A 14,970-nucleotide genomic window follows, 5' to 3' on the forward strand; every position below is an offset into this window, starting at 1 on the left:
CCATGACCCAGTTGCTGCCCAACGGCAAACAGCACTTCATGAACAACAACGGCCAGCCGTTGGCCAATGGGCGCGTTTACCACTACTTCGTCGGCACCAACAACCCCAAAGACACGTTCCAGGATGCCGCCGAGACGATCCCCAACACCAATCCCATCATCCTCAACGCGCGCGGGGAGGCGGCTATCTATGGCACTGGGCCTTATCGGCAGGTGCTGCAGAACTCAGCGGGGGTGGTGATCTGGGATCAGGTGATTCTTGATGCGGCAAGCGAGGTGCTCGGAAAGGTTGATAGCTTTATTGCCGAACTTGCTGATACTGATGACCCGCAAAAAGGAGCAACACTTGTACCGACGGCTCCGCGCTCCTTTGATGATGTAGTTGCTCTAGGTGAGTATGTCGGAATATACAGCGGCCAACAGGTCACTCTTTTTGGTGAGGTTGCGCAAGGGGAGGATGGGGACATTTGGAGATGGGATGCAACGAGCGCGAAACCGCATAACCCTACATTCGGAATTGTTCAGCCATCTGGAGTTCTGTCAGGTCGCTGGATACGTCTAGATTATCAAGCGTCAGCCTACAGTGCGGCATCTGCCTCCGTCGTGTCCGGGCCTCAAATAGTTCATCTGAGGGGGAAGATAAAGAATGATGGGGCTGTTTCAAGCGCTGCTTATAATAATAGCCTGCTGCAAGATATTTTCTCTGGATTACCCAGTGGCGCGGAAGTTGAATTGCCACGGCGTGGATATGCTTATGTCTTGGGCGGCCTGACCCTGGATGCGAAGGGGATATCACTTGTCGGTTATAATTCAAGCTCTTCCTTGGAATCGTTTAGGCTAAAGTTCTCCGAAGGCTCAAAAGACGCTTTAACAGTCACAGGGTATGGGTTCTATTGCGAAAATGTATTGTTTGAAGGTGCCAGTTCTGCACGTGGCGCAGATGTAGTTCAATCGATTGTAAATTTCGAGATGGGTTCTGTGGATTGCGATGCTGTGTTTGCGTCGTGTGGTTTCTTGCGAGCGAATAAAGCCGTTGAAATAAAGAACAAAGCTGCTCGCAATATTAAATTTCATAATTGTATCTTCTCTAACTTGCAGAGGGCTTTCTCGTATTCCTTTGTTGGTGGCGTTGATATCCGTGATGTCGAAATTTATGACTGTCGGTTTCATTCGATAGGGCTGCTGGGTGATGCAAGCGCTGCGGTGGTGTTCATTGAGCCAGCATCGAATCTGCAAAACGTAATCATATTTGGTGGTCTGGTAGACGATTCGGTCGAGATTTTTCGTGGCTACGCATCGGGCACTCACATTAATATTCCGATTAGAAGAGGGCTCCGCGGCTTCGTCAGCATGGATGCCACAGGGCACGGAATATCACTTGATAGGAGAATTTGCCAACTTGGCGGGGGTGTCATGTGGAACCGGATTAACCCAATGTTGAGTCCCGATCATGGAATTCGTGTGGCTGGCGGAGGCTTTTATAATATCGATGGAATTACAATTTCCGGGGCTGGCGGTCACGGGCTCTATGTAGATGCAACACAAACGAGTATTTCAAATACTGTCGTCTACAACGCATCTCAGTTTTCTAATGCGACGTACAGCGGATTCTTCCTAACTGAAAATGCATCCGGGACAATATTCGGTTCCGGATGCTCGTACCGTCAGGATAGAACCGGCACGGCTGTAAATAAAGCTCGACTTGGAGTGGAAAATGTTGCGGCCGATGTGGTTTTCGAGTCAGTCGTTTATGTAGATAACTTGGTCGGAAGTGAGTACTACGTTGACCCCACGAAGCGTAGTCGTGGGATTGATCCCGTCGGCTATGCCGGGGCCATTCGTCAATCAAGCGGGGCAGCAGCCCCAACCACCGGAATATGGCAAGTTGGGGATATTGTTCGGAATACATCCGGCACGTCGATTTCTCATTTCAGATGTACTGCTTCGGGAACTCCCGGTACGTGGGTAGCGATTTCTTGAGTAACGCTGCGCACTAATTGCCTTTACATTAATCTGGACCATTCGCAATGGATACTCGAACTGTCCGCCGCTCGATCATCGAGCCGGCGCTTTTACTGCTGCCCGCGAAAATGGAAAGCCCTCAGGCCATCGCCATGCTGCTGACTATCGGCCTGCAGGAATCCAAGCTCGAAGCGCGCCGGCAGGCGATAACACGCACCATCAACGGCGTGAAAACCCTGGTACCGGAAGGACCTGCAACCAGCTTCTGGCAGATGGAGCGCGGCGGCGGAGTGCACGGGGTGCTGACGCACCAGAAGACCGCCACCCTTGCCGCCGCCATCTGCGCCAAGCGCAACGTGAAGGCGACCGAGCGGGGAGCCTGGGAAGCCATCGAACACGACGATATCCTCGCCGCCTGCCTGGCGCGCCTGCTTCTCTACACCGATCCATTCCCGCTCCCCGACCTGGGCGACGAGGCTGGCGCCTGGGAGCTGTACCTGCGCACCTGGCGGCCCGGTGCCTATAGCCGTGGTGACGCCGCCCGGCGGGCTGCCCTGCGGAAGAAATGGGCCACCAACTACGCTGCGGCGCTGGAGGCGGTCCAGTGACTGGCGGGTGGAAGGCTGTAGCGCTGGCGCTAGCATTGCTCGCCGCTTTCACCTGCGGCTGGATATCGAACGGATGGCGGCTTGGCCAGCAGATCGAGCAGCAGCAAGCTGCTTTCCAGGCTGACCTGAGCGCGATCAACCTCGCCGCAGCCAAGGCCCAGCAGGAAGCCAACGAACAGCGCCAGGCGCTCGCCAAGGCGATCCAGCAGGATTCCGCTACCCGATATCAGGAGTACACCGATGCCCAGCATCAGAACGCTCAGCTTCGTGCTGATCTGCTCACTGCTCAGCGCCGGCTGTCAGTCAAGGTCAGTGGTTGCAGTGCCGCCGCCCAAGTGCCAGGTACCGCCGGCACCGGAAGCGTGGGTGATGCAGAAGGCCGAGCCGACCTTGACCCGCGATCTGCTGAACGAATTGTCGCCATCGCCAACCGGGGTGACGACGCCATCAGGCAACTGACGGCGTGCCAGGCGTATGTGAAGCGAATCTTGGGGGAGTAGGGTGCCCAGAACGGGCTGATGGGGCGAATCTGATCGGCGCTGCTACGAATTTGCTACAGCAAGCCTTTGCTCTTTGGTAAGTCAATGATCTTATTTAAGATTATTTGTATGTGCCACCGATCCACCGTCGAATACCTCGACCAGGTACATGAAGGCGTCGAATGGCTCGACCTCCGTTTCGCAGTCGCTACACCAGATGCGGCGCTCCTTGTCGTCGTACACCATCTTCCGGTGGCGACAGGACGAAAGTGGGCGCCGGGTAAGGCCGCGCGCGACCCTCAGGTCTTCGATCTGAACGACCTTCACGCCGTAGAGGTGTTCGTGCGGCTCGATTGGTGCGTCGCTCATCTCCCGCCTCCCGCCAATTGCTCGCTCACATACTCCAGGGCGCCGACCTTGAACTCCGAGATCGGCATTGCCCGGAACCCGGTGTAGAGAATCGCAAGCGGCATCCCTGCCTCATGTTGACGCTTAGCCTGGGCGTAGCCTTTTGCTCGCTGTTTGCTCATGGCTTCACCTCGATTCCGGCTTGCTTGATGAAGGCCGCGCAGACGGCAATGGCGCCGTTGACCATGTGCGCGATACCGACAGCCATGTCGATGCCTTCTTCGTCGATGTTGAAGTGCTCGGCGGCTTCCTCCACGGTGATTGTCGGCGGCAGGTCCACCACCAGAGTCGCGCGGCTGGCTTGCCATCCGACCCATGCGCGCTGGATCATCTCGTTGCAGTATTCGCCGTAACGCGGATCGTCCTTTGGCAGCGCGTCTCGCACGTGGTGGAGTGGAGCACCGGGCCACTCCCGGCGCACCCAGGACTCGAACTGCTCGCGCTCGGCCAGGTTCTTGTCGATGCGCTGCACCAGGGCCAGGCCCTTTTCGCTTCCATTCCAGATGCAGTTGGCAGCAGTGTGCCCATCCGCACCGCAGAGGGTGCAGGCTTGTTGTTCGGTCATGGCTCAGTCCTTAGCGGGGTATTGGCGTTCACCACGCTCGCCCTGCTGGGCGGCTATGGCGGCCTGATGGAGTTGGCGGGCGTATTCGTGCATCTGCTCGGGGTTGAACGTGGCGCCGAAGTGGGGGAAGCCTTTGATGTAGGCGATGGGGTTGCCGCCCTGGTCGGTGCGGTGGATGACGGTCAACTGGATGGGCATGGTTCTGGCTCCGGGATGGGGTCCATCATCTGGCCGACGACATAGCCGATGGCCTCCCATTCGCGCTGTGCCTGCTGGCCGAGTTCGTCGAGCAGAGGCTGGGGAAGGGTGAACGTCCGGGTGCCGATGCCTTTTCGGTAGCGCGGGCGCTCCACCAGGTGCCCGTCTGCGGCGAGCTTGGCAAGGCAGCGCAGGTTCTTCGCTCGATCGCCGGGCAGTGAGTAGGACTGGATGCCTGTGAGGCCTGCATAGTGATCGTCCCAGGCTTCGAGCTTCCGCCCGCCGCCGAAGTAGCGGGTGAGCAGCCAGGTCTTGGCGTTGCGCAACAGGGCTGCGCGCACGTCGTCAGGAAGCTGGGACATTGGATGTCTCCTTCGGCGGATGGCAACGGAAGCAGGGGCACTCGCCGATGCGCTTACCAGTAGTGCGGCAGATGCGAGGGGCGCTCACGGCTTGGCATCCGCGCGGTATTGCTCAACCTCCTCGGCGGTGATGCTCTTCTTCCGGGCTTTCCCGGTAAGGACGCTGTAGCTGGACAAGTTGATGTGCTTGTCACACCAGGCATTCAGCAGGTCCAGAAGCTCAAGTTTCGCCGCAGGCGACGCATAGCTGAAGTCGTTCTCGTAAATCTCCCCGACTTCATCAAACAAGCGCTCATCCGCGCATTCCAGGATGTGCTCGACGCTGATCGCATCTTTCGGAAGCGCGACCCTGAAATCCGACTCCCAGTACTCCGCACCTTCCTGCAGGTAGTCTGCGTCCTCCATTTCACTCATTAGGGTGAACAGGTCCGTGTACACGTAATCCTCATCGTTCAGGCTGTAACACACGTTTTCTTCGGGCATGACGAATCCTCGGCGCCTGCTGGCGCTGGAAAGGGTTGGGGGTATGCTGGCTCTCCGATTGAGAGGAGAGCCGGTATGGGCATGAGTCGAGCGAATCAGCAGCTACGCAGAGAGCTGCAGGACATTGCGCGCCTGGGAGAAGAGGCGGCGCATGTCATCTGGCAGGTGGCGAAAACGCTGCCGGAGGATCAAGTGGAAGTGCTGATGCAGGCCGCTGGCCTGGTGCATGACTGCATCGACAAGGCCAGTGCACTGGCAGATCGCGTCAAGGCCGGCACCGTCGTTGCGAGCTGATCGGAAAAGAGTTTCCGGAAAAGGGCAATTTGTTGCGGAGGGTTACGGGGTGACTCGGCGGAACGAAATCGCCCAGACCCAGGGGTTTGAGTCCCAGTCGCCACTGGTTGACTCCCAAAGCTCTCGCCACTGACGGCGAAGGTCGCATTCGGCGTCGTGCTCGCGGAGATTGGTGCTCAGGCCCTCGGCGATGATCTGCTCGACGGTGATGTCATGCAGGCGCTCGGCTCGCACGTCGGTGATTTCCAGTTGGAGGCGGCAAGCATCGCGAGGCATATGGATGCTTGGCCGCCACTTCAGGCCGAAGTCCTTGCGCGCCTCGTCACTGAACGACCCAGGCGGTGAGTCGGCACCATAGGCATAGCGCTGGAGCGGGCTGTCCGGCGTAGGTCTATGCTCGACGCCTGTGCCGCGCAGGTCCATCCAGGTCTCCCGCACCCATAGCCTGTCAAAGCGACCTCCATATGGGCTGTTGGCGATCATGGTGAGTTCGTCGGCACAGGCCTGTTCGGTTTCCCCGAATGCGGCGAAGCCCCAGCGCGGATGGTTCTGGGCGACCGCGATCCAGTTGTAGCGCGGATCTTCATCAGGCTCTTTTGTTCGACTTGGCACCTGCCAGGCAGGCATGAGGCGGCGCGTTACCGTCTTCTGGCCGGTGAGAATGGCGCGAACCATTGGGCCTGAGAACAGGATCGGCTTTGCTCTCTCGCCGTACGGCACGATCGGCTGCGGCGGTTTCGCCAGAGCGGCGATGCAGCGCTTACAGGTGGCCATCTCCTTCTTGTGGGTGCCGTCCCACTCGAAATCTGCGTCGTCGCCAAGGCCACAGGCCGAACTGGAGTAGTACTCGCCGCAGATGTCTTGGCCAGATGACGTGAGGTAGTGGAGTTTCCTGGGCATGAGGTGTCCTCGCGCCGTATTGGCGCAATGGCAGGGAGTGGGGTAGGCCCAGAACTCGGTTTCCAGGGCGTTGAGCGTGTCGGTCAGGACCAACTCGCCGCCCGGATAGTGGGCCGTGACGTATTTGTCGCCGGCAGTAAAGTGGGTGATCTCGGCGAATGCCACGCTCTTCGTCTTCCGGAAGAAGCAGGCGGTCAGGTGGGTTCTCATGCTGCCATCCTCCCGCGCATGTCGGCTTCGAGTTCGGCAAGTTCTTCCAGGAAGGCCTTCACCTCGGCCTCCATCTCGCGAATACGCGCCTCGTCCCTGTGGTAGCGGAAGCAGGCGTACTGGAGTTCGTCGGGCAGGCGGTCGTCGAAGGACACGAAGTCCACTGACTCCAGTTCGGCACAGGCCATCTGGGCGAGCATCTGCCACTCGTATTGGGTGTCGTGCTTGCCGCCCTGGATTACGGCTATGTGCTGCGCGGTGTTCGGGCACTTGATTTCCAGGCCGCGCCTGCCGCTGTCCAGCAAGATCACGCCATCAGGACTTGCACCGAAGCCTTCGATGCTTGGATGCAGGATCAGCCCAACCTCCAGAACTTCGCAGTCCTCGTAGAGCTCGTAAGCAGAGCGTGCAACGGGCTCAAGGTCATTGCCACGCTGCATGGCTGCGTTCGTGTAGCCTTCCTCGCGCGTGCCAGTCAGGCGCTCGCAAAGTAGCTGCATCATGTAGTTCTGCCGGGTAGAAGAAGGGGCGCCACTGCGCCCCTTTGCCATCACATCCTTAACCTTGCTGGCCGTTACGCGGCCGATTCTCGCGGCGAACCAATCATCAGTCTGCTGGATCATGTTCCACCTCCGCCTCGATAGGCTCAGGCTGCACGGCAAGCGCGCCTTTGCGCTGCTCAACAGCCTTCTTGAACTGGGCGAACGACTGCACGTCGCGTGCGGCCTGCATCTCTGCCTTGCCGGCCAGCCATACGCTTTGCAGCGCGTCCAGAGACTCAGCATTCACCACCTGGGAGATCCACTTCTCGGCGAGTTCTCCGCCCTGAGCGTTGGACGCAAGGCTTGCCAGCCCTTCGCCGGAGTCGGTGTTCAGATAGTGGATTGCTCGATCAAGGCGATCGGTCTTCGGCCAGTACTTGTAGGCACGCTTCACGACCGTCTTTTTGGCCATCTCGCCGTAGTCGGTTTTCCAGGGAGACGACTTGCCGGACTTGACCGATTGGGAACGGTTCATGATGCCGTCGATGTCGTCGCGGCTCATGCAGGTGGTCAGGTAATCACCGTCCGCCGTCTTCACTACCACATACACTCCGACGATCTCCCCACGCTCTTTGGCGAACGGGTTGTAGGAGTGGGTTGGTGGCTTGTCGAAGCCGTTCAGAGCGAAGGAGTCGTGTGCATAGACCAGTTCTGCCTGCGCCCACAGGATCGATCCCGTGGCCATGGCGAGGTCCATCAGGCCCATGTAACTGATGTCCAGGCAGATGCGTCCATCGCGCGGCACCAGGTACGCCTGGCGCTTCGCAGGGTTCAGGCTGATGCCGATTGCTGCAATGTTGGTCACTGCGTTGACGACCGACTGGCGGTTGCTGGCGGCGATCTTCGCGGCGTAATCGTTGTTCTGAAAGGTCTGTATGGCGAACTCCGCTTCACGCTCGAAGTTGAGTGCCGAGTCGGTCAGCACGGACGCGAAGGAGCTGCGAGCCCCGTAGACATCCTGCTCGATGACCGCAAGATTGCTCATGTTGTGATACCTCGCCGCGCGGTGCGCAGCCAGTGAAGGGAGGGGGAAAGGCGCGTTACGTGCGCCACTCGGCCAAATCAGCGCTGATGCGCGACTGGGTACTGAATCGGCTGCTCAGCCGTGTGCCGCCCCGTGAGCGAGTCGGCGAACTCGATGGCCTTGAAGAAGGCGAGCATGGAGAACAGGGCGAGGATCAGGCCGTTTCGGAGGGCTTTCTTCATCATGGCGTCACCATCCCCACAACGGCCCAAGCGAAGGCGATAACGCCGCCCACGAAAAAGCCGCCGAAGATCAGGACTTGGGCGGCCTTGGTCAGGTCGATGGTGATGGTCATGCCACCCTCCCAATCACCTTGTCCCAGTGCTTCTTCTCGATGTCGTGGACGTCGGCGCGGAACTTGATGCCGTCGCCGTAGGTGATGACCTGGCAGACCTCTGCCATTTCGATCATCCCCATGACTTCGCTGGCCGAAAGCGGCGTGCGCTCGCCGGCTGAGCGGAGTAGTTCGATCTGCCGATCAATTACCTGCCATGGCTTCATGCTGCGCTCTCCTGGATGCACTGCTCGGCGAATGCGTTGATGCCGGCGCGAAGGTGGTTTTCGTAGATGGCTGCGGCCTGTTCGTGATCGCCGCGCCCAACTGCAAGCAAGCACTGGATCACGAAGCTCTCGGGCCACTGGTCGATGTCGGCCAGGTTCTCGTAAAGCCGGTCGCAGAAGCCTTGAGCTGCAGGAATTTGGAAGCGGTGGGAGAAGAACGGGACGCTATCGGCGTCGTTACCCTTGAGAAGCTGGCCTACCTGGGCGGTGAGCCACTCGCTCGAAGCGAGCTGGTGCTCCTCGATCCTGTGGTGCTGGATTGCGTTCATGACTTCCTCCTGGGAGGGAATGTCTTGGTCAGCGCTCTCTCAAGCGGCCAGCCGAGTCGGCCAATCCGCTGGCGAAGCGCATTTGGGCTCATGCCAATCTCTTTGGCCCATTCAACAAGGGTTTGGGTTCTTCCTAGGAATGTCAGCGTCTCGGTGGGCTTGCGACCCCTGTGAAGGCTCTTTGCGTCAGAGAGGGCCTCCTCATGGCTGAATCCTCTGCGGATTCGCTCAATCACTGTGGAGGGATTCAAGCCGAGCTCTACTGCCCACTCACTGGCGGTCATGGTTCTGCTGTCCCTCGTGATCTGAATGCAGTGTCTGCGGTTGGCGCTCTGCTGCTGAGCCGTCGCCCATCTGCAATTCCCTGGCTCGTAGTTGCCAGACGTATTCGGATATCGGTCGATGGAGTGGCCTGGCGGGCACTCGCCCATATCAGCCAGGAACGCCTCGAAACTCGACCAGCGTTCGCAGCACATGACATTCGCGTAGTTTTTATTGCGCGCCCGCCCTCTATCTGAAGTTCGAGCGCGCATAGACTTCCAGCGCATGTAGGTGATGGTTCCATGCAGTCCGTGAGTGCTCATTGGATTAATCCGATGGAGGGCTTTGCGCTGTTGGCGGAGTACTGCGACCTGTCTTGCTATCTACGTCGCCCAGACGATTGCTCAGCTGAACAACTGCGCCGGACCGTGTCAGTCGTTCCTGATGGTTTCCGTGGTGCGCATGGCGGTGCCCAATGGGGCAGCGGCAAGACCAGATTCAGCGCACAGGAATGGAGGCCGTAGCCTTCACCCAACGGGCGCGGTTGCGAATTTTCCTTTCCAGGCGTTTGCCTGTTTGCCAATGGAGGCAGTGAGCTGCATCGCCGAGGCGTGTTGCTTGAGGCTGATGAAGCGGTTGTTGGCCAGAGCTCGGAGTAGGTAATTCACCATCCAAATGCTTTCGAGCAGTTGGTTGAGGTGAGCCACCTTGTCCTTCGCCATGTTGGCTCTGCCGATCAGGACAAGAACCTGCAGAACCTCATCACGAAGCTTTGAGCCGACGACCTGTTTCAGGTCCCGTGGGATGTTCCTGACCAGGTCAAGCGTCAGGCCGAGCAGCTCTTCGGCGGTCTTGTGAATCTGCAGTTCCGTGTGCATGGCCATCCTGGCCTCCTACGATCAGTCCTGATCGAATGAATGAATTAGCGAAGCAATCTGCGGACGGGGCGAACTCGGAAGGCGAGGTTCTTGCCGCTGGAGTACGTCCAGCCGTCGTTGAAGTGCACGTAGAAGGCGTAGTAGGCGGAGAACTGCGTGCTGCTCCAGTGGTAACCCTCGGAGAAGGCTTCCGGAACGTTTGCCCAGGCGAGCATCAGCTCAGCCTGAGCCGGCAGATAGAAGTCCTTGTGGTCGCCGATGGTGACGCTGGCCGCAAACTCCGCCGCAGGGTGATCGCCTTCCTCGATGAGTGCCTTGGTGTTGGCCAGTCCATCCCACTTGCTGGCTGCCGAGGATTTGCTGCCGTAACCGCCCCACTGAAGCTCGCCATCGCTTTCCGCTGGGGCGATGATCAGGTGGTAATCAGGGTGGCCGTCACGGCCCCGCATGAGGCCCGCGTAGATTCCGCCTTGGCCCGGCCATTCAGCGCCGATTGCGGGGACGCCATCGATCTCCGATGGCTCCGCGACCAGGGGTCCTTCGCTGATCATCTGGAGCACTACTGCGGCAAACTGCGGGTTGTCAGTGGTGAAGCTGGTGCTTCCTGCGTTAACGGTGACAGTGGTCATGTCGACTCCTGAAGAAAAGGGCAGGCGGCCGGCGCTACTCGGCAAGCTTCTGGTCTGGCTCGTCGGTGGGTTACGGCCCCGCGAATCGCCTGCGAGAAAAAGGAATGAAGGAACGGATCACTGAAGGATGAGAATCTTGCGGACGGGGCGAACTCGGAAGTCGTCGTACTTGACGTTGGTGTACGTCCAGCCGTCGGTGAAGTCCACGTAGAAGGCGCCGTAGGCGGAGTACTGCGAACTCGACCAGTACCAGCGATCCTGGAAGCCGCTGATCTCGCCGGCTTGCTTCGCTGCGTACAGGCCTGCCAGTTCAAGGGCGGAGGGGATGAATACGCCTTCGCCGAGCTCCATGGCTTGCTTGGCAATGGGGCTGCCAGCTTCGACCATGGCAACGGTGTTCGCGGCGCCGTCGCGGTAACTGGTTGCGCCTTCCACATCCTGGTCGTACTCGCCCCACTCGCCGGCGAACTCACGCTCGGCGCCCAGATCAACCAGGGCGTACTCGGAGCCATTCAGCCAATAGCGGTAGGCGAAGATGCCGTCAGCCAGCGCTTGGCCGATGGCGGGGAGTTCTGCTGCTTTGATGGAGGTGATAGTCATCGTGGTGTCCTTGTCGGTGTTGTGTTTTGGTGCGGAGCCATGGGGGAGCGGTCTGCGCGGGCGTCCCCAGCTTTCGCGGTGGCTGCTTGCGTTCCACCTGGCGTCGGCCTGATTACAAGTCAGGTGCCTGGCTACTCACTTGCAGACCGCTCCCCTCATGACTCCATGATCGAATGTGGAGCGGGCGCCCGGCATCGAACCAGAACGCCCGCAAAAGGCCCGCGGGGACGGGCAAGGCCAACTAGCTAGGGAGATGCTTGCGCATCCCGCTGCCGCCTCGATGAAGCGGCAGAAGTGATGCTCAGTCGAGGCCGCTTTCCGGTGGCGCTTCGCGGAACACCGCGGCGATGCGCTCGAAGGCCTGGGCCATTTCCTCGCGCCGCTGCTGCGACTTCGGCAGCCAGAAGGTGACGGCGCTGCGGTCGTCATCCGCCGGCGGGTGATGCAGGCGCTCGCTGCTGTGCAGGATCAGCTGGGCGGCGTGGTAGGTGACCCCGGTGTTCGATTCCTTCGCCACGGTGATGACCTCGCTGGTCAGCTCCTGGCTATAGACGTTGATGCGCATGGTGTTCTCCTGGTTGTCATCCCAAAGCCCACCCTCTGGATGGGCTTCAGTGATGCGTTCCGCCGCGCCCTGGCTGGGCCAGGGGATCGGGCCGTCTTTCCGGCTGTCAGGGAATTAGTCAGCCAATGGCTGGCCGGGCGAGGAAGTCATTCAGGGCCTGCTGTTTGGCGTCCTCACCATCCAAGAAGCGGATCTCCCAAGGCATCAGCGTTTTGACTGTGCCATCCGCCATCTCAACAATGGCGACGCTGTAGTTTCCAGGGCCGTTCTCGAACTCTTCGTACTCGACACCCCAGGCGTGGAACTTGCCTTCGGCTGCGTCTTCGATCCCTGTCCGGCGGCCACGATCATCGTGCAAGGCCTTCATGGTCATAACTGGTCGCATCTGTTTGCCCTCCAGGGCAGTTGATTTCCCTGATGCGCCTCGGGTGAAGCGCATCGAGGAAATCGGTATTGCTCCGCGTTCGCCTAACTGGGCTTCTACAACCCGCGGGTGGTGCGTCGTTGCTGTTAAAGAACCGCCATCTGCGTGGCTTCCTACTCCAGGTCGGTCCCGTTTGATGCTTTCGCCTATCGGGGCCTGGGCTGCATTCGCTGCTAGCTGCGTTCCGGTGGTCCGGCTTGTGCGGCCTTTCGGCCTGGCCGGCGTGTTGCTCGGCGTTGGTGTAATTATGCATCAGCGCATATGCGTGTCAATGCATGGATGCAAAAATTTATGCATGGGTTTCCTCCGGGCGCAAAAAAGCCCGCGCTTGGCGGGCTAAGAATTCGGTTTCAGGCGGGAGTGGTAGTGCTGAAGTCAGTTCAGCGACGAATCGGCGCGGTCATCAGCCAAGCGCATAGCCGAGAGGAATGGGCGGGCATGCTAGTTTGTGGCGCATTGCTTGTTCCAGACGCCTTCAAAATCCTTCGCTTCACCCTGGATCACCGCGATCTGCTTCTGAGGGGAATACATGAAAGCCTTGTCGCCCGTGTAGCCGCCGAATGCATTCTTCGCATTGACGTAGCCACAAACGATCCCAGAGGCCTTTGAGATAATTTGACCAAACTTGGCCGAGTCTGGGTCTTTCAATTTCGCCAAGACGGCTTCCTTGGCAATAGCTTGCGTGAGGAATACCTCCTGCCGAACCTTCGCTTCTGCGGCTCTCTGCTTTTCTGCTGCGGCATCAGCGGCGATCTGGTCTGGAGTCTTGGTTGGCTCAGGAGGCTTCTCGGTGAGCATTCCCTTCGCGACGACAATCACGATGGTTGCCAGGACAAGCCAAGTGACAACGCTAGTCTTCTTTGGCGGCTTCGACCCGCATGTCGGACATGCTTTCGCGGTGGTTGATACCTGGCCACCGCACTCCTTGCATTTTACGATTGCCATATAAGCTCCCTGATTCAGTGGAATCCGCCAGACCAGAAGACGCGACCAATAATGATCAGCTCCTGATCTTGGATTTCCTCGATGGTGTACTCCTCATCGGGGTGTTCATCACGATTGAAGCTTCTGACGCGCAAACCTCCGCCTGGGAGGCGGTAAAGCTGCTTCACCCGCAATTGGCCGCTGTGGTTGATCGCGTACATATCGCCGTCGATCACCCGCGTCTGGCTGGTGTCAACGCCGACTGTGGACCCATTCCTCAGAACGGGCTCCATGCTATTGCCTGAGACGGTAACGCACCGCGCCCCTTCTGGATCAACCCCCTGATTGCGCAGGGAGTACTTCCCGAAGCGCAGACGGCGCCTGTCATTCAGCTCAATCGATAGTCGACCGCTTCCTGCTGCCAACTCCACCTCCTTGAGGAACGGCACTGCGATTTCGTCATCCGGCACCGGCGTGTCATCGCTCCATACCTCGATAGGTCCTTCCATGACCGCCTCAGCCTCAATGAGGCGGCCTGCCGGCGGCTGTACATCGCTTTCGCCATCAAGCGGTACGCGGCCGTGCATCTGGTCAGTTGAGACATTGAAGTAGCTGGCAAGCTTGAACACCTGTTCGTCGGTTGGCTTGGCGATCTTCTGCGAAAGGATGCGCGAAATCGTGGACTGGCCAACGGTAGTCCGGCGGCTCAGTTCAGTTGGCGTGATGCCTTGGCGCTTGATCAGCGCTGCAAGGACCTTGTGGACGTTTGACTTTTGCATGGATGCAATCCTGCCCGGCCCTCGTGCATAGAGGAAGTCGCCGGATATGCGTTGACAGCTATGCGTAGATGCATACACTGTGCATATCTCAACAGGAGAACGCATATGTCCAATCTCACCCTCGCCGAAAAGGTCGAGGCCCTGCTCAACGCGAAGATGACCTACAAGGCCATCGCTGAGCGCGCCGGGTGCGATACCTCGACTGTCTTCCGAATCAAGAACGGTGCTGTCCTCAACCCAAGCTACGCCGTCGGGACAGCCATCGATCTCATGCATTCGGAGCTCCAGAAGCCATCGAAGCAGCGTCGCCCAGCTGCCGCATAGCCGACAGCCTCACGACCGCATGGTTGAACGCTGCCTTGCCTGCGTCATCCATCCGGTCCTGCACCAGTTCTGAGAAGTGATTGAACGCCGGCCAGACCTTCAGTTGTTGGCCGAGCGGGATGGAAGAGAGCAGAGCTCCCACTGCGCAGCGGAGGGCGAGAACTTCGCCCTGGAGTTCGGAGAGGTCGGCCATGGGGTCATCCCTGTGGTTGATCGAGTGATGACAGGTTGCCAGCGCTGAGGCGAGGGCTCCACGGAAAGACCCGAGAGGTTTTTACAAATGGAAAACATCCAGCAGTCGATTCACGAAACGGTCCTTGACTACGGCGCGAAGCAGCTGGCTCCCATGATGGGCCTCTCGCATGTGGCGCTGCTGCAACGCTCGAACCCGCAGAACGAAGGCCACCAGCTGACCTTCGCCCAGTTCTACCAGGTGAATCTGCACAGCAAGGATCACCGCTCGCTGCGCGCCCTGGCTGCTGATCTTGGTTACGAACTCGTTGGCGGCTACGTCGTCACCGAGAAAAGCCCAGTGCAGGCGCTGATGGAAAGCCTGAAGCAGTCGGCATCGACTACCCAGATCGTCATGGAAGCGCTGGAGGACAACATCCTCACTGCTCAAGAGCGCAAGGACATCGAGAACGCCATCGCTGCCGAACAGAAGGCGCAGCAGCAGCTCCTGGCCGCCGTCCGCAACATGCCAATCGGCCGGGCGGTGTGAG

General features: G+C 59.2%; 25 protein-coding genes. 5 read left to right on the plus strand and 20 right to left on the minus strand.

What is annotated here, in order from left to right; translation table 11 throughout:
* Nucleotides 1-2: 2 nt before the first annotated feature.
* Genes RS899_RS06930 through RS899_RS06940 form a run of 3 tightly spaced genes read left to right on the plus strand, consistent with a single transcriptional unit; the run spans nucleotide 3 to nucleotide 3,069 of the window.
* The gene (locus RS899_RS06930; RefSeq protein WP_315809463.1) at nucleotides 3-1,979 is read left to right on the plus strand and encodes a hypothetical protein; all 1,977 of its coding nucleotides are present in this window, start codon (nucleotides 3-5) and stop codon (nucleotides 1,977-1,979) included.
* 47 nt (nucleotides 1,980-2,026) lie between these two features.
* Nucleotides 2,027-2,569, plus strand: coding sequence for a hypothetical protein (locus RS899_RS06935; protein WP_315809464.1), 543 nt, complete (start codon nucleotides 2,027-2,029; stop codon nucleotides 2,567-2,569).
* A gap of 35 nt (nucleotides 2,570-2,604) precedes the next feature.
* Nucleotides 2,605-3,069, plus strand: a complete 465-nt coding sequence (locus tag RS899_RS06940) for a lysis system i-spanin subunit Rz (RefSeq protein ID WP_315809465.1) — start codon at nucleotides 2,605-2,607, stop codon at nucleotides 3,067-3,069.
* Nucleotides 3,070-3,159: 90 nt separating this feature from the next.
* Here the strand turns inward: RS899_RS06940 and RS899_RS06945 are convergent, their stop codons facing one another.
* The 6 genes from RS899_RS06945 to RS899_RS06970 all read right to left on the minus strand — a co-directional run bounded on the left by RS899_RS06945 (nucleotide 3,160) and on the right by RS899_RS06970 (nucleotide 5,064).
* Entirely contained in the window at nucleotides 3,160-3,417 is a 258-nt protein-coding gene (locus tag RS899_RS06945; RefSeq protein ID WP_409978048.1) for a hypothetical protein, read from the minus strand.
* Nucleotides 3,414-3,578: a hypothetical protein gene (locus tag RS899_RS06950; RefSeq protein WP_315809466.1), complete on the minus strand. Its 165-nt coding sequence runs from the start codon at nucleotides 3,576-3,578 to the stop codon at nucleotides 3,414-3,416. The genes RS899_RS06945 and RS899_RS06950 overlap by 4 nt, the downstream gene beginning before the upstream one ends.
* Nucleotides 3,575-4,021 carry a hypothetical protein gene (locus tag RS899_RS06955; RefSeq protein ID WP_315809412.1) on the minus strand — a complete coding sequence of 149 codons (447 nt, stop codon included), beginning with the start codon at nucleotides 4,019-4,021 and terminating at the stop codon, nucleotides 3,575-3,577. The genes RS899_RS06950 and RS899_RS06955 overlap by 4 nt, the downstream gene beginning before the upstream one ends.
* 3 nt (nucleotides 4,022-4,024) lie before the next feature.
* Entirely contained in the window at nucleotides 4,025-4,219 is a 195-nt protein-coding gene (locus tag RS899_RS06960) for a hypothetical protein (RefSeq protein WP_315809413.1), read from the minus strand.
* A complete protein-coding gene (locus RS899_RS06965) occupies nucleotides 4,204-4,581 on the minus strand; it encodes a hypothetical protein (protein ID WP_315809414.1) in 378 nt (125 codons plus the stop codon). Before RS899_RS06965 ends, RS899_RS06960 begins: the two co-directional genes overlap by 16 nt.
* 84 nt (nucleotides 4,582-4,665) lie before the next feature.
* Nucleotides 4,666-5,064 carry a hypothetical protein gene (locus RS899_RS06970; RefSeq protein WP_315809415.1) on the minus strand — a complete coding sequence of 133 codons (399 nt, stop codon included), beginning with the start codon at nucleotides 5,062-5,064 and terminating at the stop codon, nucleotides 4,666-4,668.
* Between the two features lie 75 nt (nucleotides 5,065-5,139).
* On the opposite strand from RS899_RS06970, the gene RS899_RS06975 reads away from it, so the two are divergent.
* Nucleotides 5,140-5,358 carry a hypothetical protein gene (locus tag RS899_RS06975; protein WP_315809416.1) on the plus strand — a complete coding sequence of 73 codons (219 nt, stop codon included), beginning with the start codon at nucleotides 5,140-5,142 and terminating at the stop codon, nucleotides 5,356-5,358.
* A 42-nt stretch (nucleotides 5,359-5,400) separates the two neighbouring features.
* Here the strand turns inward: RS899_RS06975 and RS899_RS06980 are convergent, their stop codons facing one another.
* From RS899_RS06980 to RS899_RS07045, 14 genes are all read right to left on the minus strand, one after another.
* Nucleotides 5,401-6,468, minus strand: a complete 1,068-nt coding sequence (locus RS899_RS06980) for a hypothetical protein (protein ID WP_315809467.1) — start codon at nucleotides 6,466-6,468, stop codon at nucleotides 5,401-5,403.
* The gene (locus tag RS899_RS06985) at nucleotides 6,465-7,091 is read right to left on the minus strand and encodes a lambda exonuclease family protein (protein ID WP_315809422.1); all 627 of its coding nucleotides are present in this window, start codon (nucleotides 7,089-7,091) and stop codon (nucleotides 6,465-6,467) included. Before RS899_RS06985 ends, RS899_RS06980 begins: the two co-directional genes overlap by 4 nt.
* Nucleotides 7,075-7,995, minus strand: coding sequence for a recombinase RecT (locus RS899_RS06990; protein WP_315809423.1), 921 nt, complete (start codon nucleotides 7,993-7,995; stop codon nucleotides 7,075-7,077). Before RS899_RS06990 ends, RS899_RS06985 begins: the two co-directional genes overlap by 17 nt.
* A 77-nt stretch (nucleotides 7,996-8,072) precedes the next feature.
* Nucleotides 8,073-8,219, minus strand: coding sequence for a hypothetical protein (locus RS899_RS06995; protein WP_315809424.1), 147 nt, complete (start codon nucleotides 8,217-8,219; stop codon nucleotides 8,073-8,075).
* A gap of 106 nt (nucleotides 8,220-8,325) precedes the next feature.
* The gene (locus tag RS899_RS07000) at nucleotides 8,326-8,535 is read right to left on the minus strand and encodes a hypothetical protein (RefSeq protein ID WP_315809425.1); all 210 of its coding nucleotides are present in this window, start codon (nucleotides 8,533-8,535) and stop codon (nucleotides 8,326-8,328) included.
* Nucleotides 8,532-8,864 carry a hypothetical protein gene (locus RS899_RS07005; protein WP_315809426.1) on the minus strand — a complete coding sequence of 111 codons (333 nt, stop codon included), beginning with the start codon at nucleotides 8,862-8,864 and terminating at the stop codon, nucleotides 8,532-8,534. Before RS899_RS07005 ends, RS899_RS07000 begins: the two co-directional genes overlap by 4 nt.
* A 788-nt stretch (nucleotides 8,865-9,652) precedes the next feature.
* On the minus strand, nucleotides 9,653-10,009 hold the full coding sequence (locus RS899_RS07010) for a four helix bundle protein (protein ID WP_315809427.1): 357 nt from the start codon (nucleotides 10,007-10,009) through the stop codon (nucleotides 9,653-9,655).
* A 38-nt stretch (nucleotides 10,010-10,047) separates the two neighbouring features.
* A complete protein-coding gene (locus RS899_RS07015) occupies nucleotides 10,048-10,632 on the minus strand; it encodes a DUF1566 domain-containing protein (protein ID WP_315809428.1) in 585 nt (194 codons plus the stop codon).
* Nucleotides 10,633-10,749: 117 nt separating this feature from the next.
* Nucleotides 10,750-11,232: a hypothetical protein gene (locus RS899_RS07020; protein ID WP_315809429.1), complete on the minus strand. Its 483-nt coding sequence runs from the start codon at nucleotides 11,230-11,232 to the stop codon at nucleotides 10,750-10,752.
* Between the two features lie 301 nt (nucleotides 11,233-11,533).
* Entirely contained in the window at nucleotides 11,534-11,797 is a 264-nt protein-coding gene (locus tag RS899_RS07025) for a hypothetical protein (RefSeq protein WP_315809430.1), read from the minus strand.
* A 118-nt stretch (nucleotides 11,798-11,915) separates the two neighbouring features.
* Nucleotides 11,916-12,236, minus strand: coding sequence for a hypothetical protein (locus RS899_RS07030; protein ID WP_315809431.1), 321 nt, complete (start codon nucleotides 12,234-12,236; stop codon nucleotides 11,916-11,918).
* Between the two features lie 426 nt (nucleotides 12,237-12,662).
* A complete protein-coding gene (locus RS899_RS07035) occupies nucleotides 12,663-13,166 on the minus strand; it encodes a hypothetical protein (protein ID WP_315809468.1) in 504 nt (167 codons plus the stop codon).
* A gap of 14 nt (nucleotides 13,167-13,180) precedes the next feature.
* On the minus strand, nucleotides 13,181-13,924 hold the full coding sequence (locus RS899_RS07040) for a LexA family transcriptional regulator (RefSeq protein WP_315810408.1): 744 nt from the start codon (nucleotides 13,922-13,924) through the stop codon (nucleotides 13,181-13,183).
* A gap of 268 nt (nucleotides 13,925-14,192) precedes the next feature.
* On the minus strand, nucleotides 14,193-14,441 hold the full coding sequence (locus tag RS899_RS07045; RefSeq protein ID WP_315809469.1) for a hypothetical protein: 249 nt from the start codon (nucleotides 14,439-14,441) through the stop codon (nucleotides 14,193-14,195).
* 87 nt (nucleotides 14,442-14,528) lie between these two features.
* Here RS899_RS07045 and RS899_RS07050 point away from each other — a divergent pair, with 87 nt between their 5' ends.
* Complete coding sequence (locus RS899_RS07050) at nucleotides 14,529-14,969, plus strand: phage regulatory CII family protein (RefSeq protein ID WP_315809470.1); 441 nt, start codon at nucleotides 14,529-14,531, stop codon at nucleotides 14,967-14,969.
* Nucleotide 14,970 lies beyond the last annotated feature (1 nt).

Source organism: Pseudomonas sp. C9-3 (assembly GCF_032392015.1).
GTDB classification, from domain to species: domain Bacteria; phylum Pseudomonadota; class Gammaproteobacteria; order Pseudomonadales; family Pseudomonadaceae; genus Pseudomonas; species Pseudomonas nitroreducens.